We start from the raw sequence: 24,153 nt of genomic DNA, 5'->3' as shown, positions 1-24,153 counted from the left end.
AAGGATTGGCCACACTCAAGGAGCCCACCATGTCCGAACCGCTTGTAATCCCCTGCCCTCATTGCAATGGCCTCAACCGCATCCCCGGTGAACGCCTGAGCGATGCCCCAAAATGCGGGCGCTGCAAACAGCCGGTGTTGCTGAAAAAGCCCTTTGAGCTGAAACAGGGCGATTACGCCAGCCAGATCAAGGGCGACTTGCCGTTGCTGGTGGATGTGTGGGCCGAGTGGTGTGGGCCGTGCAAGTCGTTTGCGCCGGTGTTCGAGCAGGCGGCCGGGCAGCTCGAGGGCAAATGCCGGCTGGCCAAGCTGGACAGTGAAGCGAACCAGCAGTTGTCGGCGCAGTTGGGGATTCGGTCGATTCCGAGTTTGATCCTGTTCAGGAATGGCCGGGAAGTGGCGCGCCAGAGTGGAGCGTTTCCATTGCCGCAGTTGATGAGCTGGCTGCGAAGCCAAGGGGTGTAACCCGCCCTTGAAACCGGCGCAGGCCAATGTGGGAGGGGCTTGCTCCCGATGACGGTGGGTCAGTCAGCACACCGGTAGCTGATCCACCGCCATCGGGAGCAAGCCCCCTCCCACAGTTTTTTGCGTTGTGTCTGAACCTTGCCTCAAGTGCTCTCAAGCAAGTTATGCAACTGCACAAACTGCTGCGTCAGCTTGTGCCGTGGGTCCAGGTGAATCAGCGGCTTGCTCTCCTGGTGCGACTCGCGCATGCGCACCGAGCTGGCCAGGTACACGGGCAACACCGGCAACCCTTCGGCAATCAACTCGTCCAGCATCTGCTGCGGCAGGCTCGCCCGGGCCTGGAACTGGTTGACCACGATGCCTTCCACTTCGAGGCTTTCATTGTGGTCCTCCTTCAATTCTTCGATTTCCGCCAGCAGGCCGTAGAGGGCCTGGCGCGAAAAGCTGTCGCAGTCGAAGGGGATCAACACACGGTCGGCAGCGATCAGCGCCGAGACCGCATAGAAGTTCAGGGCCGGCGGCGTGTCGAGGTAAATGCGGTCGTAATCTTCGCTCAGTTCGTCCAGCAACTTTCGCAGTTTGTTGATCTTGTGCTTGGCTTCGAGCTTGGGTTGCAGGTCGGCCAGCTCCGGCGTTGCGGTAATCACATGCAGGTTGTCGAACGGCGTTTCGTAGATATCCACCTTGTTCTTCTTGGAAAACGGTCCGGAAGACAGGGTTTGCTTGAAAAAATCGGCGATTCCCATGGGGATATCGTTGCCGGTCAGCCCGGTGAGGTACTGGGTGGAGTTGGCTTGTGCATCGAGGTCCACCAACAGGGTTCGATAGCCTTCGCTGGCGCTGACCGCCGCCAGGTTGCAGGCGATGCTGGACTTGCCGACCCCACCTTTTTGATTGAACACCACACGCCGCATGGGGAAACCTCCGGGTATCAATGAATGCCCGAGTGTAGAGGGCAAAAGCGCCTGTTAGCTACCTCGCTGATCAATGCAGTGCAAGCCGGCTCCATATGAGCAAATAAGAAAGGTCCGACAATCCAATTCCGTCTGCGCTCAAGCACAATCCGTAACCCTTCCCAGGCAAAATTCAATCAACCGTGAACAATTATTTACCAATGTTTGCTAGAACCCCGCAGCACCGGGATAATGCGCGCCATTCGGCCCTGCGCTGTCCCGGAAAACCGGGGCATCGGTGGCACATGGAAGCCCGCAGGGGCGGGATAACTTCTCAGTGATCAACTTCAGCATCGCCCAATGGCGCGCCTGGGCTCCGGGCCTCGACAGCGCGGACGACTGGCACGCCTGGTGCCGGGCCCCGGTGTTGCTGCCCGCCAGCGAAGCTTGCCCTGACGTGTCATTTTTACCGGCCATGCAGCGCCGGCGCCTCAGCCGCCTGGCGCGCATGGCGTTCAGCGTGGGTTGGCCGCTGGCAGAGGGCCTGCAGGACCTGCCGCTGGTGTTCATTTCCCGGCATGGCGAAACCCCGCGCACCCTCGACATCCTCAGCGACCTGGCCAATGACGAACCCCTGTCGCCCACCCAGTTCAGCCTGTCGGTGCACAACGCGGTGGTGGGGCTGTGGTCGATCCTGCGCAATGAGACCAGCGAAATGACCGCCCTCGCCGCCGCCGGCGACGGTCTCGAACACGGTGTGCTCGAAGCCGCCGCACTGCTCAACGAAGGCGCGCCGGCGGTGTTGCTGGTGATCACCGAAGAACAGCCGCCAGCCGCCTACGCCGGCTGGATCCACGACGTACCGTTCCCCTATGCGCTCGGCCTGCTGCTGACCCCGGGCGACGAGTGGCAGCTGGAACTCACCGACAGCACTGTCCAACCCTCGACCGCCGCCCAGTGGCCCCACGCGCTGAACCTGCTGCGCACCCTGCTCACCGAACAGGGGGCCTGCCAACATGCCTGGAAGAACCGAGTATGGAATTGGCAACGCAAGCTGTGACCGACAAACCCCGGGACGCCTACTACTGGCGCCTGTTCGCCACCGCCGCGAGCTTTTTTCTGTTCGGCCTGGGCGGCCTGTGCCTGCGCCTGCTGGTGTTTCCGCTGCTCAGCTGCCTGCCCGGCGGCGCGACGAAGCATCAACGCCGAGCCCGCCACACCATCAGCCGGCTGTTCTGGTTCTTCATTCGCCTGATGCAGCGCGTCGGGGTGCTGACCTACAGCGTCGAAGGCGCAGAAAAACTCGGGCGCCCCGGCCAGATGATCGTCGCCAACCACCCGTCGCTGATTGATGTGGTGTTCCTGATTGGCCTGATGCGCCAGACCAACTGCGTGATCAAACGCAGCCTGTTTCAAAATCCGTTCACCCGCGGCCCGGTGCGCGATGCCGGCTACCTGAGCAACGACGGCAGCGCCGACATGCTCGATGCCGCCGCCGACGCCCTGCGCGCCGGCCAGACCCTGATCATCTTTCCCGAAGGCACCCGCACCACGCCGGGCGCGCCGCCGGCCTTTCATCGCGGCGCCGCCGCCATCGCGCTGCGGGGCGCATCGGTCATCACTCCCGTGGTGATCAAGGTCAGCCCCACCACCCTGACCAAGGCCGAACCCTGGTATCGCATTCCCAAACGTCGATTTCACTTCAGTTTGCGCGTGGGTGCCGATATAGAACCACAGGCGTTCGCCTCACTGGGGCCCGCGCCCCAGGCCTCGCGCAAGCTCAACGATTACCTGCACCACTATTTCATTAAGGAGCTCGCCGAAGATGAGCGACCAACAACGCCTTGAGCGCGACATAAAGATGCTGATCATCGAGGCCCTGGGCCTGGAAGACATCAGCGTCGACGACATTGGCAGCGAACAGACCCTGTTCGGCGAAGGCCTGGGCCTGGATTCGGTCGACGCCCTGGAACTGGGCCTGGCGATCCAGAAAAAGTACGGCATCAAGATCGATGCCGACGCCAAGGACACCCGTAACCACTTCACCAATGTGGCCTGCCTTGCGGCGTTCGTCACAGCCAGACAGGCAGCTTGAGACCGGACCATGCAAACTCGTGACGATATTTTCAACACCCTGCGCGATGCCCTGGTGGAGCTGTTTGAACTGCCGCCGGAGCGCGTCACCCTCGACGCCAACCTGTATCAGGACCTGGAAATCGACAGCATCGATGCCGTGGACCTGATCGACCATATCAAGCGCCAGACCGGCAAGAAGATCGCCGCCGAGGAATTCAAGGCGGTGCGCACCGTCAACGACGTGGTTGAGGCGGTGCACCGCCTGGTCCAGCCCGCCGCATGAGCCGGTTGATCGGCCTTGGCCTGTTGCTGGCGGGGCTGCTGTACCCGTTTGCGGTGTACTACGGCACCGAGCACTTTGCCCCGTGGCAGTTCGGCCTGCTGCTGGGCAGCCTGTGGCTGTTGCGCGCCGTTACCGGTGCGCGACGCCCCGGCAGCCGCTGGATGGCAGTAGCGGTGATCCTGTTCTGTGTGTTGCTGGCGTGGTTCGACAATCCGTACCTGCTGCGCTGGTACCCAAGCCTGGTCAGCGCGTTCATGCTGGCGCTGTTCGGCCTGAGCCTCAAATACGGCCCGCCGATGGTCGAGCGCATTGCGCGCATCACCGAGCCTGTGCTGGCGCCCAAAGTGGTTGCGTACACGCGCCAGGTCACCGTGGTGTGGAGCGTGTTTTTTCTGTGTAATGGCTTGCTCGCCGCTGCGCTCACCCTGTGGGCGCCGCTGAGCTGGTGGACGTTGTACAACGGCCTCATCGCCTACGGGCTGATGGGACTGTTGTTTGCCGTGGAATGGCTGATACGACAAAGGGTTCGAGGCCGCTTATGAAAGGTTTGAAACTTGAGCACCTGCTGCTTGAGCCACTGGAGCAACGCCTGGTCACCACCGAGCCTGCGATGCACCATGCCCAACTGCGGGCGCACGCCTTGAGCCTGGCGGCAGGCCTGCAGGCGCGCGGTATCCGCCGCCTGGCGGTGCACCTGGAAGACGCCGGCGTGCTGGCGATTGCCCTGCTGGGCGCCTGGCGCGCCGGCGTGAGCGTGCTGCTGCCCGCCGACCTGCAACCGCACACGCGCCAACGCTGGGACGCATCCGTTGATGCCTGGCTGACCCAGGCTTCGGACCTCGACGCGTTGTACCAGGCGCCCCTGCCCGGCGGCGCCCTCGACCTGGACGCCTGCCAACTGAGCCTGTGCACGTCCGGCTCCAGCGGTGAACCCAAGCGCATCGACAAGACCCTGCGCCAGTTGGCCAACGAAGTCGACGCGCTGGAAGCCCTGTGGGGCGCCGACCTCAAGGACGCCTGCATCATCGGCAGCGTTGCCACTCAACATATTTACGGCTTGCTGTTCCGCGTGCTGTGGCCGCTGTGCGCCGGGCGCTGCTTTGGTCGCACCCAACTGGCGTTTTCCGAAGACCTGCAGCGCGCCAGCCGCGAACATCCCCGGTTCGCCTGGGTCGCCAGCCCCGCGCTGCTCAAGCGCATGGGCGACAACCTCGACTGGCCGGCGCTGAGCCAAGTGTCGCGGGTGTTTTCCTCCGGCGGCGCATTGCCCGTCGAGGCCGCCGGCAGCCTGTACGATCGCCTGGGGCAATGGCCGACGGAAATCCTCGGCAGTTCGGAAACCGGCGGCATCGCCTGGCGCCAGGGCGCACAACCCTGGCAGCCCTTTGCAGGCGTTGAGCTGAGCCAGGATGCCGACGGCGCGCTGCGTATCGCCTCGCCTTATTTGCCTGCCGGGCATATCGAACACACCGCCGACGCCGCACGCATCCATGCCGATGGCCGTTTCGAACTGCTGGGGCGACTGGACCGCATCGTCAAGCTGGAAGAAAAACGCATCTCCCTGCCGATGCTCGAACAGGCCCTGATGGCTCACCCCTGGGTCAGCGAAAACCGCTTGGGCGTGGTCCAGGAAAACCGTGCTTCCCTGGGCGCCCTGGTGGTACTGAGCGCCGAGGGCCTGCATGCCCTGCGCAATCAGGGCCGACGCGCGGTGACTCAAACCCTGCGCCAGCATTTAAGCCTGCATTGCGAAGCCCTCGCCTTGCCACGCCGTTGGCGCCTGCTGCGTCAGCTGCCGCTCAACAGCCAGGGCAAGCTGCCCCAGGCCGAGATAGACGCGCTGTTACTGGCGCCCCGGCCCAAAGCGCCCGACGTACTGGAGCAGGTCGACGCCGACGGCGAATGGACCCTGCAACTGAGCATCCCGCCGGACCTCGCCTATTTCAGCGGTCACTTCCCGGTCACACCGGTGTTGCCGGGCGTGGTGCAGGTAGAGTGGGCATTCAACCTGAGCCAACAACTGATGGACGTGCCGACCCGGTTTGCCGGCATGGAAGTGCTCAAGTTCCAGCAACTGGTGCGCCCTGGCGATTCCATCGAACTGCACCTGCGCTTTGACGCGCAACGCAGCAAGCTGTATTTCGCCTATCGCAATGCCGACACCGCCTGCTCCAGCGGCAGGATCCAGCTGGAGATGGCGAATGATTAACCTGTCGCAGCTGTTATGGCTAAAGGGCTTGTTGTGGCGAGCGGGCTTGCCCCGCGTTGGGCTGCGCAGCAGCCCCAAAACAGGCGACGGAGCTCTGCCTGATACACCTCGGCAGCCTTATGGGGGCTGCTACGCAGCCCAACGCGGGGCAAGCCCGCTCGCCACAGGGCATTTGCCCGCACGGTGGGAGCCCCATGCATAACCCTTGCGCCCTGATCCCCGTCTACAACCATGAAGCCACCGTGCCCGCCGTGGTGCGCAGCCTGCTCGCCAGCGGCCTGCCCTGCCTGCTGGTGGACGACGGCAGCAGCCCGGCCTGCGCGGCGGTGCTGGTGCAATTGGCGACCCTGGAACACGTCACCCTGATCACCCTGCCCCACAACCTCGGCAAGGGCGGCGCCGTCATGGCCGGCTTCCGCGAGGCCGCACGCCTGGGCTACAGCCATGCGCTGCAAGTCGACGCCGACGGCCAGCATGATCTGCGTGAAGTCGAGACCTTTATCGACACCTCGCGCCGGCACCCCGACGCAATCATCTGCGGCTACCCCGAATACGACGACAGCGTGCCCAAGGGCCGCCTCTACGCGCGCTACCTCACCCACGTATGGGTATGGATCAACACCCTCTCGCTGCAGATCCGCGATTCGATGTGCGGTTTTCGCGTGTACCCGCTGGCACCGGTGCTGGCGCTGATGGACTCGGCCTACATCGGCACGCGCATGGATTTCGATTCGGACATCCTCGTACGCCTGGCCTGGCGCAACCAGCCGATGCGCTGGCTGCCGACCCAGGTGCATTACCCCGCCGACGGCCTGTCGCACTTTCGCCTGTTCCACGACAACCTGCGCATCAGCGCCATGCACACCCGGCTGTTTTTCGGCATGCTGGTGCGCGCGCCGATGATCTTGTGGCGACGGTGGCAGGCATGACCGACAACACCAAACACTGGGCCGACCGCGAAGAACGCGGCAGCTTCTGGCTGATGAAATTCACCGCCGTCGCCGCCCGGGTGCTCGGCCGACGCCTGCTGAGCCCATTGCTGTACAGCATCGTGTTCTACTTTTTTCTGTTCGGCCGCACCGCGCGCCAGAGCGCCTGGCAATACCAGCAGCGCCTGGCGCAGTGGAGCGGGCGCGATGAGCTGCGCCCCACCCGGCGCAAGGTATTCGGCCAGTTCATGGCCTTCGCCGACTCCCTGCTCGACAAGCTCGACGTGTGGAACGGCAAACTGCGTCTGGAACAGATCGAAATCAACGACCCGGCGCAACTGCGCGGGCAATTGCGCGGCGAGCGCGGGCAGATGCTGGTGGGCGCACACCTGGGCAACCTCGAGGTGTGCCGCGCGCTGGCGGAGATCGGCGAACAGGTGACCATGAACGTGCTGGTGCACACCAAGCACGCCGAGCGCTTCAACCGCCTGCTGGGCGAGGCCGGTGCCACCCACCTGCGCCTGATCCAGGTCAGCGAGCTGGACCCGGCCAACATGCTGCTGCTCAGCCAGCGCCTGGACGATGGCGAATGGCTGGCGATTGCCGGCGACCGTGTACCGCTGCATGGCGGGCGCACGGTGCGCGTGGACTTTCTCGGGCATGCCGCCGCGTTCCCCCAAGGCCCGTGGCTGCTGGCCGGCCTGCTCCAATGCCGGGTCAACCTGCTGATGTGCCTCAAGCACCAGGGCCGCTACCGCCTGACCATCGAGCCCTTCGCGCAACTGATCGAATGGAAGCGCAGCACCCGCGAACAGGTAATCGCCCTGTGGACCGCGCGTTACGCCGCACGCCTGGGCGAGTTCTGCCTGCAGGCGCCCCAACAATGGTTCAACTTTTACCCCTTCTGGAAGACCCATGATCCCGCATCCTGAGCCGGTCACCTTTGGCGAACGCCCCCTGCGCATCGAAGACGTGCTGGCCCTGGCCAACCGTCAGGTGCCCACGCAGTTGCAGGAAGACGCAGCCTATCGCCAGCGCATTGCCAGGGGCGCGCAGTTCCTCGACTCGCTGCTGGACAAGGAAGGCGTGATCTACGGCGTGACCACCGGCTACGGCGACTCCTGCGTGGTGGCGGTGCCGTTGCAGCACGTCGAAGCGCTGCCGCGTCACCTGTACACCTTCCACGGTTGCGGCCTGGGCAAGCTGCTCGACGCCCAGGCCACGCGCGCGGTGCTGGCGGCCAGGTTGCAATCGTTGTGTCACGGCGTGTCCGGGGTACGCGTGGAGTTGCTCGAGCGCCTGCATGCCTTCCTCGAACACGATGTGCTGCCGCTGATCCCCGAGGAAGGCTCGGTGGGCGCCAGCGGTGACCTGACGCCGCTGTCCTACGTGGCGGCCACCTTGTCCGGTGAGCGCGACGTGTTGTTCCACGGCGAACGGCGCCCGGCCGCCGACGTGCACCGCGAGCTGGGTTGGGCGCCACTGGTGTTGCGTCCCAAGGAAGCCCTGGCCTTGATGAACGGCACTGCGGTGATGACCGGCCTCGCCTGCCTGGCCTTCGCCCGCGCCGATTACCTGCTGCAACTGGCCACGCGCATCACCGCACTCAATGTGGTGGCCCTGCAAGGCAACCCGGAACACTTCGACGAACGCCTGTTTGCCGCCAAGCCACACCCGGGGCAGATGCAGGTCGCCGCGTGGCTGCGCAAGGATTTGGCGATCGACGCGCCCACCGCGCCGCTGCACCGCCTGCAGGACCGTTACTCGCTGCGCTGCGCGCCCCACGTTCTCGGCGTATTGGCCGACAGCCTGAACTGGCTGCGCTCATTCATCGAGATCGAGCTGAACAGCGCCAACGACAACCCGATCATCGACGCCGAGCAGGAACGCGTGCTGCACGGCGGGCACTTCTACGGCGGGCATATCGCCTTCGCCATGGACAGCCTCAAGACCCTGGTGGCCAACGTCGCCGACCTGCTCGACCGGCAGCTCGCGTTGCTGGTGGACGTGCGTTACAACCACGGCCTGCCGAGCAACCTGTCCGGCGCACCGGCCGACCGCGCGATGATCAACCATGGCTTCAAGGCCGTGCAGATCGGCACCAGTGCCTGGACCGCCGAAGCCCTGAAAAACACCATGCCGGCCAGCGTGTTCTCACGTTCCACCGAGTGCCATAACCAGGACAAGGTGAGCATGGGCACCATCGCCGCCCGCGATGCGATCCGCGTGCTGGAGCTGACCGAACAAGTGGCCGCCGCCGCCCTGCTGGCCGCCAATCAAGGGGTGTGGCTGCGCGCCCGGGCCGAGGATGCGCGCCCGCTGCCACCGGCCCTGGCCGCCATGCACGTCGAGCTGGGCAAAGACTTTCCGCCCGTGATCGAAGACCGTGCCCTGGAAGGCGAATTGCGCCTGTGCCTGCAACGCATCGCCGCGCAGCACTGGAGGCTGCATGCGTAGCCCCGGCGTGTTGCACTGCAACACTGAAATCCTCGTGCCGTTTTTCGACGTCGACACTATGCATGTGGTGTGGCACGGCCATTACGTCAAATACCTGGAAGTCGCACGCTGCGCCTTGCTCGACAGGATCGGCCACAACTACAGCGCCATGCGCGAGGCGGGCTACGCCTGGCCGGTGATCGACATGCAATTGCGCTACGTGCGCGGCGCGGTGTTCGGCCAGACGATCAACGTGCGCGCCAGCCTGGTGGAGTGGGAGAACCGCTTGAAGATCAACTACCTGATCACCGACCTCGCCAGCGGCGAGCGCCTGACCCGCGCCAGCACCGTGCAGGTGGCGGTGGAAATCGCCAGCCGCGAGATGCAACTGGCCTCCCCCACAATCTTCACCGACGCCGTCGAGAGGGCCTTGAAATGAGATGTCCTGTGGGAGCGGGCCTGCCCGCGAAAATCGCCAACGTTAATGCGATCCGCCATGCACTGCGCAGCGTCCTCAGGTTTTTCGTGGGCAAACCCGCTCCCACATTGATCGGGCTGTTGCTGAGCTTCAGCGCCCACGCTTTCGACCTGCAACAACTCAGCGATCAACTGGCCAAACCCTCCGTGATCCACGGCAGCTTCACCCAGGAAAAACACCTGCGCGCCCTGCCCCAGCCCCTGGTCAGCAAGGGCACCTTCGTGCTTGCCAAGGACCACGGCCTGCTCTGGTTGCTGAAAACCCCGTTGCAACAGGACTACCGCATCAGCGCCCAGGGCATCGCCCGGCGTGAAGGCAATGGCTGGCAATGGCTGCCGAACAAGAGTGCCGGAGCTGAGCAGAACCGTCTGTTTCTCGCCGTGCTGCAGGGCGACAGCAGCGGCTTGCAGCGTGATTTCGAGCTGCACCTGCAAGGTGAGTCCACGCAGTGGAAGCTGACCCTGATTCCGCGTTCGCTGCTGCTCAAGCAGGTGTTCAACCAAATCAACATCGACGGCGGCGCGCTGGTGCACACCATCGAACTGCAGGAGACCCAGGGCGACAGCACCGTGCTGCGCATGCAGGACAGCACCGCGAGCCTGCCCCTGACCGACGCGGAGCAACATGACTTTGCCCAGTGAGCGCCTGCTGCCGCGCCTGTTCCTGATCCTGCTGGTGGCCGTGCTGGCCTTGGCCGGCTGGCAATGGCGCCAGGGTGCGCCGCTGTCGGCCAACCTGATGGAGCTGGTGCCGGGCAGTGCGCCGGATGCGCTGGAACAGCAAGCCGAACAACGCATGCAGGAGCCGCTCAACCGCGAGATGCTGGTGCTGGTGGGGCATGCCGACCGCCAGCAGGCGGTGGCCGTGGCGCAACAGCTGGGCGCGCGCTGGCAGGCCAGCGGGCTGTTTGAAACGGTGCAGTGGAACCTGCAGGCCGACCTGCCGGCACTGCGCGAGCAACTGCTGCGCGGGCGACTGGCGATGCTCGCGGCCAAGGACCGCGAGCAACTCATCGAGCATCCCGAGGCGTTTATCCAGCAGCGCGTGCAATCGCTGTTCGACCCCTTTACCGGCTTCAGTCTGGTGCCGAGCCAGGATGACTGGCTGGGCCTCACCGGGCGCATTCAGAACAGCCAGCCACAGCATGGCTCGGTGCAACTGGATATCGGCAGCGGCGCGCTGATCGCCGATGCCGACGGCAAAAGCTGGGTGCTGCTGCGCGCGCGCACCACCGGCAATGCCTTTGATATGCACCTGCCGCTGCAAGTGGCGGACCTGCTCCAGGCCAGCCGCGCAGAGGCCGCCGAGCACGGCGCGCAACTGCTCGCGGCCAGCGGCCTGCTCTACGCGGCCAATGGGCAGCAGCAAGCCACGCGGGAAATCACCTGGGTCGGCGGCGGCGCGACCGTCGGCATTCTGCTGTTGCTGCTTCTGGCCTTCCGCCGCTGGCGCGTATTGCTCGCCTTCGTGCCGGTGGTCACAGGCATGCTGTTCGGTGCGGTGGCTTGTGTGGCGCTGTTCGGCCATGTGCATGTGATGACCCTGGTGCTGGGCTCCAGCCTGATCGGCGTGGCGGTGGATTACCCGCTGCATTACCTGTCCAAAAGCTGGAGCCTGAAGCCGTGGCAAAGCTGGCCGGCGTTGCGCCTGACCTTGCCGGGGCTGAGCCTGAGCCTGGCGACCAGTTGCATCGGTTATCTGGCGCTGGCCTGGACACCGTTTCCGGCGCTGACGCAGATTGCCGTGTTTTCCGCCGCTGGGCTGGTGGGCGCCTACCTGTGCGCCGTGTGCCTGCTGCCGGCGCTGCTCAAGGGCATTGAATTGCGCCCGGCGCAGTGGCCGCTGCGGATTGCCGAGGGCCTGTGGCGGCTGCGCGAATCGTTGCTGCAGCGCGTACCGAGCCCGCTGTTGCTGGCGCTGGTGCTGCTGTTCTGCGCCGGCGGTGTATGGCACCTGAACAGCAAAAACGACATTCGCCAGTGGATCGGCGCACCGCCCCACTTGCTGCTGGAAGCCCAGGCCGTGGCGCGGATTACCGGCTTTCAGCCCACCAGCCAGTTCTTCCTGGTGCGCGCAGACAACCAGCAACAGTTGCTGGAGCGTCAGGCCGCGCTGGGCCAGCGCCTGGAGCAACTGGTGAATATGGACAAGCTGCAGGGTTACCTGGCGCTCAACCAACTGGTCAGCTTGCCGGCCGCGCAACAGCAACTGCGCGATGCGCTGGGCAACCTGGCGCAACACTGGCAGCCGCTGGTGGACCTCGGTGTGCCGGCCAGCGCCCTGCAAGCCGAAGTGGCGCAGTTGCAGGCGCTGCCCACCGAAGATATCGACGCCGCCCTCAAAGGTCCGCTGGCCGAACCCTGGCGCACGCTGTGGCTGGGCCCGGTCAACGGCGGCGTGGCGGCAATGGTCAGCCTGCAGGGCCTGAACAATCCGGCGCTGCTGCGGGTGCAGGCCGTGGACTTGCCTGGTGTGCAACTGGTGGATCGCCTGGGCGACCTGAACCGCGTGTTCGCCGCCACACAGATCAGCGCCGCCGAACTCAAGTTACTGTCGTGTGTGCTGATCGTGTTGCTGCTGATGGTGCCGTTCGGCTTCGGCGGGGCCTTGCGCATCGTCGCCCTGCCGTTGCTGGCCGCGCTGTGCAGCCTGGCCAGCCTGGGCTGGCTGGGCCAGCCGCTGACCCTGTTCAGCCTGTTCGGCCTGCTGCTGGTCACGGCCATCAGCGTCGACTATGCGATCCTGATGCGCGAGCAGATCGGCGGGCCGGCGGTCAGCCTGCTGGGCACGTTGCTGGCGGCGTTGACGACCTGGCTGTCGTTCGGTCTGCTGGCGGTATCGAGTACGCCAGCGGTGAGTAATTTCGGCCTGTCGGTCAGCCTCGGCCTGGCATTCAGCTTTATGCTGGCGCCCTGGGCCGGGCCGCGCAAACCCGCCCTATGAATGTGATTATCGCCCATGCGGCAAGGAGCCTCAGTGCCCACAGTTGAAATGGAACGTCGCCAGGTGGTGGTGATCGGTGCCGGTCCGTCCGGTGCCATCGCCGCCGCGTTGCTCAAGCGCAAGGGCCATGACGTCGTGATCATCGAGCGCGAGCATTTCCCGCGCTTCTCGATTGGCGAAAGCCTGCTGTCGCACTGCATCGATTTTATCGAAGAAGCGGGCATGCTCGAGGCGGTGCAGGCAGCCGGCTTCCAGGTGAAGACCGGCGCCGCGTTCGCCTGGGGCGAGCGCTACAGCGCGTTCGATTTTGGCGACACGTTCAGCAACGGCAAGCCGACCACCTACCAGGTGCAGCGCGGCGAGTTCGACAAGCTGCTGGCCGATCAGGCGGCGCTGCAGGGCGTAGACATTCGCTATGGCCAAACCATCGTCGGCGCGGATTTCAGCGGCGAATGCCGTTACCTGCATGTGCGCCGGCAAAACGGCAGCGAGTATCACCTCAAGGCCAGATTCGTGCTCGACGCCAGCGGTTACGGCCGCGTGCTGTCGCGCCTGCTCGACCTGGAGGCGCCGTCGAATTTCCCGCTGCGCCGGGCGGTGTTCACCCATGTTGAAGATCGCATCGAACACCCAGGTTTCGACCGTAGCAAAATCCTCATTACCACCCACCCTGTAAAGCGCGACATCTGGTTCTGGACCATCCCGTTCAGCAACGGCCGCTGTTCGGTGGGCGTGGTGGCGGCGCAGACGCATTTCGACGGCCGCGACAGCGACCTCGATGCCTGCCTGCGCGGTTTTATCGCTGAAACCCCAAGCCTGTCCGGCGTGCTGCAAAACGCGGTGTGGGATACCCCGGCGCGCAGCATCGGCGGCTACTCGGCCAACGTCAAAACCCTGCACGGCCCCGGTTTTGCATTGCTGGGCAATGCGGCGGAATTTCTCGACCCGGTGTTTTCGTCCGGCGTGACCATCGCCATGCGTTCGGCGAGCATGGCCGCCGGCGTGCTGCATCGTCAGCTCACGGGCGAACCCGTCGACTGGCAAACCGAATTCGCCGAACCGCTCAAGCGCGGCGTCGACACCTTTCGCTGCTACGTGGAGGGCTGGTACGCCGGGACCTTCCAGGATGTCATTTTCCACCCGGGCAGTTCGCCGGAGATTCGCCGCATGATCAGCGCGATCCTCGCCGGTTATGCCTGGGACGAGCGCAACCCGTTTGTCAGCGAGCCCAAGCGACGCTTGCGGATGTTGTCGGAAATCTGTGCGAGTGATCCGGTATGAGCAGCCAGTACCTGAGTAAACATTACGTCGAAGAAACCCGCTTCGGCCTTTGGTTTCTGCGCAGCCGCACCTGGCAACACTATGTGTTGCGCGTGGCCATCGACGACCTGCGCAGCCTGTTCAGCGAGCCTGTGCCGCACGCGCCGGTGTTGCTGGACGCCGGCTGCGGCCAGGGCAAATCCTTTGCGTACCTGCAACAGGTGTTCGCCCCGGAACGGCTGATCGGCCTGGATGCCGACCCCCACAGCCTCGACCAGAGCCAGGCCGAAGCGGCGCGCCAGGGCCTGGCCATCGAGCTGATCGGCAGCGACTGCGCCACCCTGCAAGTGCCGGACGACAGTGTCGATATTCTGTTCTGCCACCAGACGTTCCACCATCTGGTGGAGCAGCATCGCGCCCTTGCAGAGTTCTATCGCGTGCTCAAGCCCGGCGGCTATCTGCTGTTTGCCGAGTCCACCGAAGCCTATATCGACACCTGGGTGATTCGCTGGCTGTTCCGCCACCCCATGCAAGTGCAGAAAAGCGCCGAGGCGTACCTGGCGATGATCCGCGAGCAGGGCTTTGAATTTGGCCCGCAGAACGTTTCCTACCCCTATCTGTGGTGGAGCCGTGCCACGGATTTCGGCCTGCTGGAGCGTCTGGGCCTGCGCAAGGCGCCGCCGGTGGGCCAGCGTGAAGAAACCCTGGTCAACTGCGTGGCGCGCAAGCCGCTGGCGAGCAGTGCACCATGATGCGCCTGCTGCTGATCGGCTGTCTGTTGCTGCTGAGCGCGTGCGCCAGCCAGGCGCCGTTGCCGGAAAAAATCCCGGCCCTGAATTTGCCGCTGCAATTGCATGTGCAGCGCATGGAAGGCAATCAGCGCCAGGACTGGCTGCTGGTGATTCAGCGCGAGGGCGCTGCCATTCGCTGGTCGATGATGGACCCGCTGGGCATTCCCCAGGCGCGGCAAAAGTTGCTCGATGGCGCGTGGCAGGCCGACGGCTTGCTGCCGCCCAATCCGCAGGCACGCGAGCTGTTCGCCGCCCTGCTGTTTGCGCTGGCCTCGGCGGACGACCTGCGCGCCCTGTACCCGGGCGCCCAGGCCAGGGACCTGACGCGCACCCTGCCAGGGCATTGGCAAATCGTTTATCAGTCCTCCGAGGTGTTCAGCGTGAACATGACGGGCCAGCCGCTGAGCTATCGCATCACGCCGCTTGGGGTTGAGCGATGACCGCCTATCTCAATGCCCTGGGCGTGATCTGTGCCCTCGGCCGTGGGCAGGCCGAGGTCGCGCGCAGCCTGTTTGCAGGCGACTGCGCCGGCATGCGCGCCGAGAGCGGCTGGGTGCCGGAGCGTGTACTGCCGGTGGGCGCCGTGCACGGTGAACTGGCGCCGATCCCGCTGCAACTGGGCCAGCAAAGCAGCCGTAACAATCAGCTGCTGCTGGAGGCTGCACTGCAAATAGAGAACGAGATGCGCCAGGCGATCCAGACCTATGGCGCCTCGCGGGTGGGGGTTGTGCTGGGCACCAGCACCTCGGGCATCGACGAAGCCAGCCGTGGCATTGCCCAGTACCTGCGCGACCGGCAGTTCCCCGGCAATTACGACTACCAGCAACAGGAACTCAGCGCGCCGGCCAACTTTCTCGCCGACTGGCTGCACCTGAGCGGCCCCGCCTATGTGATTTCCACCGCGTGCACCTCGAGTGCCCGGGCGCTGATGAGCGCCCGGCGCCTGCTCGACCTGGGCGTGTGCGATGCGGTGATCTGCGGTGGCGTCGACAGCCTGTGCAAGCTGACCCTCAATGGCTTTACCTCGCTGGAAGCGGTGTCGGGCGAGCGCTGCAATCCGTTTTCGGTGAACCGCAACGGCATCAATATCGGCGAAGCGGCGGTGCTGTTCCTGATGACGCGCGAGCGAGGGCCCATTGCCCTGCTGGGCAGCGGCGCGAGCAGCGACGCGCACCATATTTCCGCGCCGGAACCCACCGGCAAAGGCGCGTTGCAAGCCATGCGCAAGGCCTTGAGCAGTGCCGCATTGAACCCCGAACAGATCGGTTACCTGAACCTGCACGGCACCGCCACCCAGCATAACGATGCCATGGAAAGCCTGGCCGTCGCTCAACTGTTCCCGCACGGCGTGGCGTGTTCGTCGACCAAGCCCATGAGCGGTCACACCCTCGGTGCAGCCGGTGCATTGGAGGCGGCGTTCTGCTGGCTGAGCCTGGCTCACGGTGTGGTGCCGCCGCACGTGTGGGACGGCCAGGCCGACCCGGCACTGCCCGCGTTGCAGTGGGCACGCGGCGGTGACGCCCTGCAACACCCCCGCCTGATGAGCAACTCGTTTGCCTTCGGCGGCAACAATGTCAGCCTGATTATCGGAGAGGCCCCATGATTGATTGGCCACTCGCCGAACTGCTGCCCCACGCGGGCGACATGATCCTGATCGACCAGGTGCTGTCGTTCGATGAAGAGCAGATTCATACCTGTCTCACCGTAAAGCCCGGCGGCCTGTTCAACCGCGCGGACGGCAGCCTGCCGGCGTGGGTAGGCATCGAACTGATGGCGCAGAGCGTCGCCGCCTATGCCGGTTGCCGCGCACGCAAGAACGGCGAAGCGGTGGAACTGGGCTTCCTGCTCGGCACACGCAAGTTCGAGTGCAACGTGGATGGCTTCCCGGCCGGCGCCGAGCTGACCATCCACGGCCGGCGCTCGCTGGAAGACGACAACGGCATGGGCGTGTTCGAATGCCACCTGACCGGCGACGGCATCCAGGCCAGCGCGCGCCTGAACGTATTTCGACCGCCCCAGGCGGCCAATTATTTAGCTGAATCGAAGGACGCAACGTCATGACTCAATCCGTACTGGTCACCGGCTCCAGCCGAGGCATCGGCCGCGCCATCGCCCTGCGCCTGGCCCAGGCCGGGCATGACATCGTGCTGCACTGCCGCAGCGGGCGCGCCGAAGCCGATGCGGTGCAGGTCGAAATCCAGGCGTTGGGACGCAGTGCCCGCGTGCTGCAATTCGACGTCGCCGACCGCGCCGCGTGCCGCGAAATACTCGAAGCCGACGTAGAGCAACACGGCGCCTATTACGGCGTGGTGCTCAACGCCGGACTGACCCGCGACGGTGCGTTCCCGGCCCTCTCGGAAGACGATTGGGACGTGGTGCTGCGCACCAACCTCGACGGTTTCTACAACGTGCTGCACCCGGTGATGATGCCGATGATTCGTCGTCGCGCGCCCGGGCGTATCGTCTGCATCACTTCCGTTTCAGGACTGATCGGCAACCGTGGGCAGGTTAATTACAGCGCGTCCAAGGCCGGGCTGATCGGTGCGGCCAAGGCGCTGGCCATCGAGCTGGGCAAGCGCAAGATCACCGTCAACTGCGTCGCCCCCGGTTTGATCGACACCGCCATGCTCGATGAAAACGTGCCGGTGGAAGAACTGATGAAGATGATCCCGGCGCAGCGCATGGGCACCCCGGAGGAAGTCGCCGGCGCCGTGAACTTTCTGATGTCGGCCGAAGCCGGCTACATCACGCGCCAGGTATTGGCCGTGAACGGAGGCCTGTGCTGATGAAGCGCGTCGTTGTCACCGGCATGGCTGGCATGACCTCCCTGGGTTGCGACTGGGAGACCATCGCGGCCAACTTTCGCGCCAACCGCAGCGGCATCCGGCGCATGGATGAGTGGGACCGTTTTATAGAGCTGAACACGCGCCTGGCCGGGCCGATCGATGATTTCGTAGTGCCCGCGCACTGGACGCGCAAGCAATTGCGCAGCATGGGCCGCGTCTCGCGCCTGGCGGTGTGGGCGGCGGAGCAGGCGCTGCAGGACGCCGGGCTGCTGGGCGATCCCTCCATCAAGGACGGGCGCATGGGCGTGGCCTGCGGCTCGTCCACCGGCAGCACCGATGAGATCAAGGCGTTCGGCAATATGCTGCTGAACTCGGTGGCCGAGGGGCTCAACGCCAACTCCTACGTGCGCATGATGCCGCACACCACGGCGGCGAATATCAGCATCTTCTTTGGCCTCACCGGGCGGCTGATCCCCACCTCCAGCGCCTGCACCAGCGGCAGCCAGGGCATCGGGTATGCCTACGAGGCAATCAAGTTCGGCCGCCTGCCGTTGATGCTCGCCGGGGGCGCCGAAGAGCTGTGCCCCACCGAGGCCATGGTGTTCGACGCCCTCTACGCCACCAGCTTGAAGAATGACGCCCCACAGACCAGCCCACGCCCCTACGACAGCAGCCGTGACGGCCTGGTGATCGGCGAAGGCGGCGGCATGCTGGTGCTGGAGGAGCTGGAACACGCCCTGGCGCGCGGTGCGCATATCCATGCCGAACTGGTCGGCTTCGGCAGCAATGCCGACGGTCAGCACACCACCCGCCCGGAGCAGAAAACCATGCGCCGCGCCATGGAACTGGCCCTGGAAGACGCAGGGCTCGCGCCGTCCGCCATCGGCTACGTGAATGGTCACGGCACCGCCACCGACCAGGGCGACATCGCCGAAACCCTGGCCACCAGCAGCCTGTTCGGCAGCCGCATGCCCATCAGCTCACAGAAGAGTTTCCTCGGCCATACCCTGGGCGCGTGCGGCGCGCTGGAATCATGGTTCAGCATCGAGATGATGAACCGCGACCAGTACGTGCACACCTTCAACCTGGACACCGTCGACCCGCAATGCGGCGAGTTGGATTACCTGCAAGGAGGCTTTCGCGAGATGCACCACGACTACGTGATGAACAACAACTTTGCCTTCGGCGGGGTGAACACCTCGCTGATCTTTCGGCGCTGGTGCTGACTTTTTAATCGATTGGAGAAAACGGAATGTCCTCCCTGCTACGCGCCACCCTGATCGCCCTGGCCCTGTTGACCACCGCCGGTTGCACCAGCAAACCGGTGCTCAACACCCAGCACGAGCTGCCGGCCACGCCCCAGCTCAGCGAAGAAAAAATGAAACAGGTAATCGTCGCCGCCCTGCAAAAACGCGAGTGGACGGTACAACGCCTGAGCCCGCAGTTGGTGCAGGCCGACATCACCGTGCGCGGCAAGTTCTATGCCGCCATCGACATCCGCTACACCCGCAACAGCTACGCCATCAGCTACCGCGACAGCCGCGAACTGGGCTACAAGGACGGCAAGATCCATCGCAACTACAACCGTTGGGTGAGCATGCTGGATCGGGATATTCTGGCGGGGTTGCGCGCGGCGGGGATGCAGTAAGCCAGAAACGACAAAGGGCGCCTTTCGGCGCCCTCTTCACAAACAGGTTGGCTTGTCATCGCCGCTTCCTGCCTGGCTCTGCGATGGCCAGTTGCCCAGGATCCTCAGAGTCTCACAAGCCCCTTTCGGGAACTCGGCCAGTATGCCTGAAAACAGGTTGCCTGCAATCAGTGGCAAAACGCCGTCCATCCAGATGCTGCTTTATCGCAAGCCGAGCGCATTGCGCACCGCCGCTTTTATCGCCACAAACTGGTCATGGGTAAGCTCTGCAATTTTGTAAGTTCGTTTGCCATGACGATCTTTAGTTTTTATTCGATCCAATCGACCCAGGCTCACTGTCGCGACAATGTCGCATTTAGCCCAGCATGTCGGACTCGCGCCTTGAAGGTGACTATCAAGCTGCAAATGATGCTCCAACACCTGCTGTGGAGCCGTAGTGCTTAGCGGCACCACCGTTACGAGCAGCTTATTGGTTCGGTGTTTGCGTATCACAATAACGGGCCGAATCTTGATGATTTCCGGAACCTCATAACCGCGAAAATCACAAATCAACACGCTGCCCTCCTTGGGCTGGTAGAGAAGTGCCATCCATATCACTCGGTTGAGAAAAAGTGATTCTGCGCACATTTCCGGCCAATCACTAAGCTGGTTGCGTTACCTGATATGTGAACATACCTACGCCACCGCCCTACGCGTCAACAATTCCACAAACGCCCTCGCCATCGGCGTCTGCGCGCCCTTGCGCTGCACCAGCCATACCGCCGTCACCGCTTCCGGGTCCAGCACCGTGCGATACACCACGCCGTCGATCCGTATCCGTTGATAGGACGCCGGCAGCACCGATACGCCCAATCCCGCCGCCACCAGACCGATGATGGTCATCGCCTCCCCAGCCTCCTGGGCGAAATGCGGGCTGAAGCCGGCGTCACGGCACAGGCTGAGCAGTTGCGCATAGAGACCGCTGCCGTAGGTGCGCGGGAAAAACACGAACGGTTCTTCTGCCAATTGCGCCAGGTGCAAGCCGCGCTCGCTGCCCTGCGCCAACGGGTGCCCGGAGTTCATTACCGCCACCAGGGGCTCGCGCATCAACTCGACCACACACAGTGAGTCGGGCAACGGCAAAGGCCGCATCAGCCCGACCTGGATCGACTCATCCACCAGCGACTCGGCCACCTCGGTGCTGCTCATTTCCTGCAGGCTCAAGTGCACGGCTGGAAAGGCTTGGCGAAACGCAAAGATCGCCTGCGGGATGCTGGCGTTGAATGGCGCCGACGAGGTGAATCCGATTTTCAGCTCTCCCAGCTCTCCCATCTGCGCCCGCCGCGCGACGTCCGCCGCTTTATCCACTTGCGCCAGCACCAGGCGCGCCTCGTGCAGAAACAGGCGTCCCGCTTCGCTCAGCTCGACCCGACGATTGGTCCGCTCAAACAACCGCGCCCCCACCTCTTGCTCCAATGCCTGGATCTGTTGGCTCAGTGGCGGTTGCGAAATGCCCAGCACCTGCGCGGCGCGGCCAAAATGCAGTTCTTCGGCGACGGCGATGAAGTACCGCAGATGACGTAATTCCATGCACACCTCATTAGGTCGTAGAACCTATCAAACAGGTCGAACAATATATTGGAAAGAATCATTAGTCAGCTATATTCTTTTTCGTATTGTCAGTCCTGGCAGATTTTCCTCCCCGAGGTCCCCGTGAATCCTGCTGTTGCTCCGCTTGCCCAACACACCCCGCCTTCAGCCCTCGATGACGTGGTGGCGCAGCTCAATGACGAGTACATCGAAAAAGGCACGCCGATGTTCATGCGCACGGTGCTGGCGCTGTTCTCCGGCGGGTTTGCCACCTTTGCCCTGTTGTATTGCGTACAGCCGATGATGCCGGCGCTGTCCCACGAATTTTCCATCAATGCCGCGCAAAGCAGTCTGATCCTGTCGGTCGCCACGGCGATGCTTGCCTTCGGCCTGCTGATCACCGGGCCGATTTCCGACAGGCTGGGGCGCAAACCGGTGATGGTCGCCGCGCTATTCTGTGCAGCGCTGGCTACCATCGCCAGCGGCTTGATGCCGAGCTGGGAGGGCATCCTGCTCATGCGTGCGCTGGTGGGCTTGTCCTTAAGTGGCCTGGCCGCCGTGGCCATGACCTACCTGAGCGAAGAGATCCACCCGCAGCACATCGGCCTGGCAATGGGCCTGTACATCGGTGGCAATGCGATTGGTGGCATGAGCGGGCGGTTGATCATCGGGGTATTGATTGACTTCGTCAGTTGGCACACCGCCATGCTGATCATCGGCGGCCTGGCGCTGATCGCCGCGACGGTGTTCTGGAAGATACTCCCGCCATCGCGCAACTTCCGCGCCAGCAGCCTCAAGCCGCGCAACCTGCTCGATGGCTTCGTGATGCACTTCAAGGACGCGGGCCTGCCGTGGTTGTTCCTAGTAGCGTTCCTGCTGATGGGCGCGTTTGTGACGCTGTTCAACTACATCGGCTATCGCCTGCTGGCCGACCCGTATGACCTCAGCCAGGCCGTGGTCGGCCTGCTGTCGCTGGTGTATCTGTCAGGCATCTACAGCTCGGCGAAAATCGGCTCTCTGGCCGACCGCCTGGGCCGCCGACGCGTGCTGTGGGCCACCATTGTGCTGATGCTCGCCGGCATGGCCCTGACGCTGTTCACCCCGCTATGGCTGGTGGTGCCGGGCATGCTGATCTTTACCTTCGGCTTCTTCGGCGCACATTCGGTGGCCAGCAGCTGGATCGGGCGGCGTGCGGTGAAGGCCAAGGGACAGGCGTCGTCGCTGTATCTGTTTTGCTATTACGCAGGGTCAAGCATTGCCGGGACGGCGGGCGGGTTCTTCTGGCACTTGGGCGGATGGAACGGGATTGGCGGGTTTATCGTCGCGCTGCTGATTGGCGCGTTGCTGGTGGCGTTGAAGCTGGCGAAGTTGCCGCCGTTGCATGGAGCTAAAAGCGCGTAACACCTGCGCCTCTAGCGGTTCTGCCGAGCCAAGGTACACTGACGGCATTCGTCAGTCTTGGTAAAGGAAAGCCAGATGCGCCTGGACCAGCTCCATATTCAGAATTTTCGTTGCTACGATGAGGCTACTTTTGACTTCCAGCCCGGGTTTAATCTGGTCGTGGGGGTTAACGGGAGCGGCAAGACTTCGTTGTTGCAAGCGGTGGCATCAAGCCTTTGCAACTTCTCAAATGCCATGGGCAGACACGAGGCCCAAATATCGGATCAAGATGTACGGTTTACCGTTCACCAATTCAATGAACGTTTCAGGTATGAGCACATCTACCCACTGGTATTGAGTGCTACAGGTTCTGCATTTGGCCTCACCGATTGGAAGATTTCCAAAGATCGTAAAGATCAGTCACAAAGCCAAAGCTATGAAATTCATACGACCGTTTCCAAAAAAATCGACCACTTGGATTCAGAGCACATCTTCGATCTTCCATTGTTTACTTTTTACCGGGCGAACCGCCGATGGACCTCTGCTCAGGTGTCTCCTGAATTTGCAGCAACGCAGAAATCTTCAAGACTCGATGCTTATGTAGATTGGTTTGATGCGGCTGTAAATTTACAAAATTTTGAAAGTTGGTTCATAGGAAAAACTTTGGAGCGCCTACAACGTATTTCCCGATCAGACTCTTCACGGGATTTTGACGACGAACTTCATTGGGTAAATACAGCGCTAAAATTTGCATTACCTGACTCGAAAGGCATTGAGTACGACTTGGCGCTTCGTACATTGTTGGTGCACTTCGACGAACAAATTAGTTTGCCTTTTAGCAGCTTAAGCGATGGGCAACGCGGCATGATCGCTCTGGTTTCAGATATTGCCAGACGCATGTGCCTTCTAAACCCTCATATGGGGAGTCAAGTTTTAGAAAACACCTATGGCATCGTTATTATTGATGAACTCGACATCCACCTGCATCCCGGATGGCAGCGCAGTATTGTTTCAGCACTGAAAAACGCATTCCCGAAGATCCAATTTATTGCTGCCAGTCACTCACCGCAAATAATCGGTGGTTTGAAGCCGGGTGAAATCATGCTCCTGAATAAAAGGGATGCATCACATCCCCGCGTTTCCTACGGGCTTGACTCCAGCAGAGTTCTGGAGGAAATCATGGGAGTATCCGAACGCGAACCAGAAATTGAGACGCTCCTCAGCGAACTCTTCAGTACCCTCGAAGACAATGACTTTCAAAAAGCTAAAGCTCAGCTCCAAGCGCTCAAGAAAAAAGCTCCCGGCCTTCCCGAGTTTTTAAGAGCTGAGGCCCTTCTCAAGCGTAAGGAGATGATTGGTCGATGAAGCGAGTTATCAAACGAACTGAACCCGCATCATTTACTGAGTGGAAGGCGATGGCGAATGAAGAGTGGTCCCCGACCTACTCAGAGCTACGACATCCACAAAAACAAGAGCTACACGCCAGCCTGCTGAACGAACAAGGTTATGCCTGTTGTTATTGCGGAGACAAAATCACTCTGGACTCTAGCCATATCGAACACTTTCGCCCCCAGAAAAACTATGGTCATTTGGACTTGGAATACACCAATCTCCACGCATCCTGCCAAGGTGAAACAGAAACGCCCAAGCCGGCCCATTGCGGCCATAGCAAGGGGAGTGACTTCTGCGAAGATTCTCATGTATCTCCGCTAGAGGAGAACTGCGAAAGCCGTTTCAGATTTACCTTACTGGGTGAAATCAAAGGCAGTAACGACGATGCTCCTGCCGGAGCTATGATCGAACTGCTCGCACTCGACATTGAGTTCTTGAATAGCCGCCGCAAGGAAAAGCTGGAAGGTGTTTTCGACAACGACTTTCTAGCTGATTTCACGACTGATGAACTTCAGAAAATCATCCAGCGATCCCGTCAGCCCCTCAGCGGTCAACACGAAGCTTTCGATCATGTCGTTGCCCGCTACGCAGAGCAGTTACTCGGACATTAATGACC

Annotated in this window: 27 protein-coding genes; 24 read left to right on the top strand and 3 right to left on the bottom strand. The window is 62.8% G+C overall.

Going from position 1 to position 24,153, the window contains the following annotated elements; all coding sequences use genetic code 11:
- The first annotated feature begins 29 nt into the window (after positions 1-29).
- Entirely contained in the window at positions 30-464 is a 435-nt protein-coding gene (gene trxC, locus RHM60_RS18745; protein ID WP_015373594.1) for a thioredoxin TrxC, read from the top strand.
- 143 nt (positions 465-607) lie between these two features.
- Here trxC and RHM60_RS18740 read toward each other — a convergent pair whose 3' ends face one another.
- The gene (locus RHM60_RS18740; RefSeq protein ID WP_003237260.1) at positions 608-1,378 is read right to left on the bottom strand and encodes a ParA family protein; all 771 of its coding nucleotides are present in this window, start codon (positions 1,376-1,378) and stop codon (positions 608-610) included.
- Positions 1,379-1,694: 316 nt separating this feature from the next.
- Between RHM60_RS18740 and RHM60_RS18735 the strand changes: the two genes are divergently transcribed.
- The 20 genes from RHM60_RS18735 to RHM60_RS18640 all read left to right on the top strand — a co-directional run bounded on the left by RHM60_RS18735 (position 1,695) and on the right by RHM60_RS18640 (position 19,196).
- On the top strand, positions 1,695-2,417 hold the full coding sequence (locus tag RHM60_RS18735) for a beta-ketoacyl synthase chain length factor (protein WP_209987682.1): 723 nt from the start codon (positions 1,695-1,697) through the stop codon (positions 2,415-2,417).
- Positions 2,393-3,205, top strand: coding sequence for a lysophospholipid acyltransferase family protein (locus RHM60_RS18730; RefSeq protein ID WP_231422345.1), 813 nt, complete (start codon positions 2,393-2,395; stop codon positions 3,203-3,205). Before RHM60_RS18735 ends, RHM60_RS18730 begins: the two co-directional genes overlap by 25 nt.
- Positions 3,183-3,452, top strand: coding sequence for a phosphopantetheine-binding protein (locus RHM60_RS18725; RefSeq protein ID WP_057008480.1), 270 nt, complete (start codon positions 3,183-3,185; stop codon positions 3,450-3,452). Before RHM60_RS18730 ends, RHM60_RS18725 begins: the two co-directional genes overlap by 23 nt.
- A 9-nt stretch (positions 3,453-3,461) precedes the next feature.
- The gene (locus RHM60_RS18720) at positions 3,462-3,716 is read left to right on the top strand and encodes an acyl carrier protein (protein ID WP_209987676.1); all 255 of its coding nucleotides are present in this window, start codon (positions 3,462-3,464) and stop codon (positions 3,714-3,716) included.
- Positions 3,713-4,258, top strand: coding sequence for a hypothetical protein (locus RHM60_RS18715; RefSeq protein ID WP_322212454.1), 546 nt, complete (start codon positions 3,713-3,715; stop codon positions 4,256-4,258). Before RHM60_RS18720 ends, RHM60_RS18715 begins: the two co-directional genes overlap by 4 nt.
- The gene (locus RHM60_RS18710) at positions 4,255-5,925 is read left to right on the top strand and encodes an AMP-binding protein (protein ID WP_322212453.1); all 1,671 of its coding nucleotides are present in this window, start codon (positions 4,255-4,257) and stop codon (positions 5,923-5,925) included. Before RHM60_RS18715 ends, RHM60_RS18710 begins: the two co-directional genes overlap by 4 nt.
- Positions 5,926-6,119: 194 nt before the next feature.
- Positions 6,120-6,854: a glycosyltransferase family 2 protein gene (locus tag RHM60_RS18705; protein ID WP_322212452.1), complete on the top strand. Its 735-nt coding sequence runs from the start codon at positions 6,120-6,122 to the stop codon at positions 6,852-6,854.
- Positions 6,851-7,786, top strand: coding sequence for a glycosyl transferase (locus RHM60_RS18700; RefSeq protein WP_322212451.1), 936 nt, complete (start codon positions 6,851-6,853; stop codon positions 7,784-7,786). Before RHM60_RS18705 ends, RHM60_RS18700 begins: the two co-directional genes overlap by 4 nt.
- Positions 7,770-9,311 (top strand): aromatic amino acid ammonia-lyase, encoded by a 1,542-nt coding sequence (locus RHM60_RS18695; protein ID WP_322212450.1) that lies wholly within the window; start codon positions 7,770-7,772, stop codon positions 9,309-9,311. The genes RHM60_RS18700 and RHM60_RS18695 overlap by 17 nt, the downstream gene beginning before the upstream one ends.
- Positions 9,304-9,729, top strand: coding sequence for an acyl-CoA thioesterase (locus RHM60_RS18690; RefSeq protein ID WP_209987661.1), 426 nt, complete (start codon positions 9,304-9,306; stop codon positions 9,727-9,729). Before RHM60_RS18695 ends, RHM60_RS18690 begins: the two co-directional genes overlap by 8 nt.
- Complete coding sequence (locus tag RHM60_RS18685) at positions 9,726-10,409, top strand: outer membrane lipoprotein carrier protein LolA (protein WP_209987659.1); 684 nt, start codon at positions 9,726-9,728, stop codon at positions 10,407-10,409. The genes RHM60_RS18690 and RHM60_RS18685 overlap by 4 nt, the downstream gene beginning before the upstream one ends.
- Positions 10,393-12,711: an MMPL family transporter gene (locus tag RHM60_RS18680; protein WP_322212449.1), complete on the top strand. Its 2,319-nt coding sequence runs from the start codon at positions 10,393-10,395 to the stop codon at positions 12,709-12,711. Before RHM60_RS18685 ends, RHM60_RS18680 begins: the two co-directional genes overlap by 17 nt.
- A gap of 33 nt (positions 12,712-12,744) precedes the next feature.
- Positions 12,745-13,992 carry an NAD(P)/FAD-dependent oxidoreductase gene (locus tag RHM60_RS18675; protein WP_209987655.1) on the top strand — a complete coding sequence of 416 codons (1,248 nt, stop codon included), beginning with the start codon at positions 12,745-12,747 and terminating at the stop codon, positions 13,990-13,992.
- On the top strand, positions 13,989-14,723 hold the full coding sequence (locus tag RHM60_RS18670) for a class I SAM-dependent methyltransferase (RefSeq protein ID WP_209987652.1): 735 nt from the start codon (positions 13,989-13,991) through the stop codon (positions 14,721-14,723). Before RHM60_RS18675 ends, RHM60_RS18670 begins: the two co-directional genes overlap by 4 nt.
- Positions 14,720-15,202, top strand: a complete 483-nt coding sequence (locus tag RHM60_RS18665; protein ID WP_322212448.1) for a hypothetical protein — start codon at positions 14,720-14,722, stop codon at positions 15,200-15,202. Before RHM60_RS18670 ends, RHM60_RS18665 begins: the two co-directional genes overlap by 4 nt.
- Positions 15,199-16,365 carry a beta-ketoacyl-[acyl-carrier-protein] synthase family protein gene (locus RHM60_RS18660; protein ID WP_209987647.1) on the top strand — a complete coding sequence of 389 codons (1,167 nt, stop codon included), beginning with the start codon at positions 15,199-15,201 and terminating at the stop codon, positions 16,363-16,365. The genes RHM60_RS18665 and RHM60_RS18660 overlap by 4 nt, the downstream gene beginning before the upstream one ends.
- The gene (locus RHM60_RS18655) at positions 16,362-16,823 is read left to right on the top strand and encodes a hotdog family protein (protein WP_209987644.1); all 462 of its coding nucleotides are present in this window, start codon (positions 16,362-16,364) and stop codon (positions 16,821-16,823) included. Before RHM60_RS18660 ends, RHM60_RS18655 begins: the two co-directional genes overlap by 4 nt.
- Entirely contained in the window at positions 16,820-17,548 is a 729-nt protein-coding gene (locus RHM60_RS18650) for a 3-ketoacyl-ACP reductase FabG2 (protein ID WP_209987641.1), read from the top strand. The genes RHM60_RS18655 and RHM60_RS18650 overlap by 4 nt, the downstream gene beginning before the upstream one ends.
- Positions 17,548-18,774 carry a beta-ketoacyl-ACP synthase gene (locus tag RHM60_RS18645; RefSeq protein WP_322212446.1) on the top strand — a complete coding sequence of 409 codons (1,227 nt, stop codon included), beginning with the start codon at positions 17,548-17,550 and terminating at the stop codon, positions 18,772-18,774. The genes RHM60_RS18650 and RHM60_RS18645 overlap by 1 nt, the downstream gene beginning before the upstream one ends.
- A 26-nt stretch (positions 18,775-18,800) precedes the next feature.
- The gene (locus RHM60_RS18640) at positions 18,801-19,196 is read left to right on the top strand and encodes a hypothetical protein (protein WP_322212445.1); all 396 of its coding nucleotides are present in this window, start codon (positions 18,801-18,803) and stop codon (positions 19,194-19,196) included.
- Positions 19,197-19,397: 201 nt separating this feature from the next.
- On the opposite strand, the gene RHM60_RS18635 is transcribed toward RHM60_RS18640, so the two are convergent.
- Positions 19,398-19,784, bottom strand: a complete 387-nt coding sequence (locus tag RHM60_RS18635) for a type II toxin-antitoxin system PemK/MazF family toxin (protein ID WP_322212444.1) — start codon at positions 19,782-19,784, stop codon at positions 19,398-19,400.
- 87 nt (positions 19,785-19,871) lie between these two features.
- Positions 19,872-20,765, bottom strand: coding sequence for a LysR family transcriptional regulator (locus RHM60_RS18630; protein ID WP_322212443.1), 894 nt, complete (start codon positions 20,763-20,765; stop codon positions 19,872-19,874).
- A 180-nt stretch (positions 20,766-20,945) separates the two neighbouring features.
- Here RHM60_RS18630 and RHM60_RS18625 point away from each other — a divergent pair, with 180 nt between their 5' ends.
- The 3 genes from RHM60_RS18625 to RHM60_RS18615 all read left to right on the top strand — a co-directional run bounded on the left by RHM60_RS18625 (position 20,946) and on the right by RHM60_RS18615 (position 24,148).
- Positions 20,946-22,166, top strand: a complete 1,221-nt coding sequence (locus RHM60_RS18625; protein ID WP_416195187.1) for an MFS transporter — start codon at positions 20,946-20,948, stop codon at positions 22,164-22,166.
- 75 nt (positions 22,167-22,241) lie between these two features.
- A complete protein-coding gene (locus tag RHM60_RS18620; protein ID WP_322212441.1) occupies positions 22,242-23,510 on the top strand; it encodes an AAA family ATPase in 1,269 nt (422 codons plus the stop codon).
- Positions 23,507-24,148, top strand: coding sequence for a retron system putative HNH endonuclease (locus RHM60_RS18615; RefSeq protein ID WP_322212440.1), 642 nt, complete (start codon positions 23,507-23,509; stop codon positions 24,146-24,148). The genes RHM60_RS18620 and RHM60_RS18615 overlap by 4 nt, the downstream gene beginning before the upstream one ends.
- Positions 24,149-24,153: the final 5 nt, after the last annotated feature.

The organism is Pseudomonas sp. MH9.3 (assembly GCF_034354675.1).
GTDB lineage: Bacteria > Pseudomonadota > Gammaproteobacteria > Pseudomonadales > Pseudomonadaceae > Aquipseudomonas.
The sequence above is the reverse complement of the archived record's forward strand: the minus strand, read 5'-3'. Positions and strand labels throughout refer to the sequence as shown.

Coding starts and splice junctions, on each gene's coding strand:
- RHM60_RS18730 (WP_231422345.1), top strand. CDS start 2,393: ATGGAATTGGCAACGCAAGCTGTGACCGACAAACCCCGGGACGCCTAC.
- RHM60_RS18635 (WP_322212444.1), bottom strand. CDS start 19,784: ATGGCACTTCTCTACCAGCCCAAGGAGGGCAGCGTGTTGATTTGTGAT.
- RHM60_RS18710 (WP_322212453.1), top strand. CDS start 4,255: ATGAAAGGTTTGAAACTTGAGCACCTGCTGCTTGAGCCACTGGAGCAA.
- RHM60_RS18645 (WP_322212446.1), top strand. CDS start 17,548: ATGAAGCGCGTCGTTGTCACCGGCATGGCTGGCATGACCTCCCTGGGT.
- RHM60_RS18720 (WP_209987676.1), top strand. CDS start 3,462: ATGCAAACTCGTGACGATATTTTCAACACCCTGCGCGATGCCCTGGTG.
- RHM60_RS18620 (WP_322212441.1), top strand. CDS start 22,242: ATGCGCCTGGACCAGCTCCATATTCAGAATTTTCGTTGCTACGATGAG.
- RHM60_RS18725 (WP_057008480.1), top strand. CDS start 3,183: ATGAGCGACCAACAACGCCTTGAGCGCGACATAAAGATGCTGATCATC.
- RHM60_RS18615 (WP_322212440.1), top strand. CDS start 23,507: ATGAAGCGAGTTATCAAACGAACTGAACCCGCATCATTTACTGAGTGG.
- RHM60_RS18655 (WP_209987644.1), top strand. CDS start 16,362: ATGATTGATTGGCCACTCGCCGAACTGCTGCCCCACGCGGGCGACATG.
- RHM60_RS18650 (WP_209987641.1), top strand. CDS start 16,820: ATGACTCAATCCGTACTGGTCACCGGCTCCAGCCGAGGCATCGGCCGC.
- RHM60_RS18740 (WP_003237260.1), bottom strand. CDS start 1,378: ATGCGGCGTGTGGTGTTCAATCAAAAAGGTGGGGTCGGCAAGTCCAGC.
- RHM60_RS18630 (WP_322212443.1), bottom strand. CDS start 20,765: ATGGAATTACGTCATCTGCGGTACTTCATCGCCGTCGCCGAAGAACTG.
- RHM60_RS18670 (WP_209987652.1), top strand. CDS start 13,989: ATGAGCAGCCAGTACCTGAGTAAACATTACGTCGAAGAAACCCGCTTC.
- RHM60_RS18660 (WP_209987647.1), top strand. CDS start 15,199: ATGACCGCCTATCTCAATGCCCTGGGCGTGATCTGTGCCCTCGGCCGT.
- RHM60_RS18665 (WP_322212448.1), top strand. CDS start 14,720: ATGATGCGCCTGCTGCTGATCGGCTGTCTGTTGCTGCTGAGCGCGTGC.
- RHM60_RS18715 (WP_322212454.1), top strand. CDS start 3,713: ATGAGCCGGTTGATCGGCCTTGGCCTGTTGCTGGCGGGGCTGCTGTAC.
- RHM60_RS18705 (WP_322212452.1), top strand. CDS start 6,120: ATGCATAACCCTTGCGCCCTGATCCCCGTCTACAACCATGAAGCCACC.
- RHM60_RS18695 (WP_322212450.1), top strand. CDS start 7,770: ATGATCCCGCATCCTGAGCCGGTCACCTTTGGCGAACGCCCCCTGCGC.
- RHM60_RS18690 (WP_209987661.1), top strand. CDS start 9,304: ATGCGTAGCCCCGGCGTGTTGCACTGCAACACTGAAATCCTCGTGCCG.
- RHM60_RS18700 (WP_322212451.1), top strand. CDS start 6,851: ATGACCGACAACACCAAACACTGGGCCGACCGCGAAGAACGCGGCAGC.
- RHM60_RS18680 (WP_322212449.1), top strand. CDS start 10,393: ATGACTTTGCCCAGTGAGCGCCTGCTGCCGCGCCTGTTCCTGATCCTG.
- trxC (WP_015373594.1), top strand. CDS start 30: ATGTCCGAACCGCTTGTAATCCCCTGCCCTCATTGCAATGGCCTCAAC.
- RHM60_RS18640 (WP_322212445.1), top strand. CDS start 18,801: ATGTCCTCCCTGCTACGCGCCACCCTGATCGCCCTGGCCCTGTTGACC.
- RHM60_RS18685 (WP_209987659.1), top strand. CDS start 9,726: ATGAGATGTCCTGTGGGAGCGGGCCTGCCCGCGAAAATCGCCAACGTT.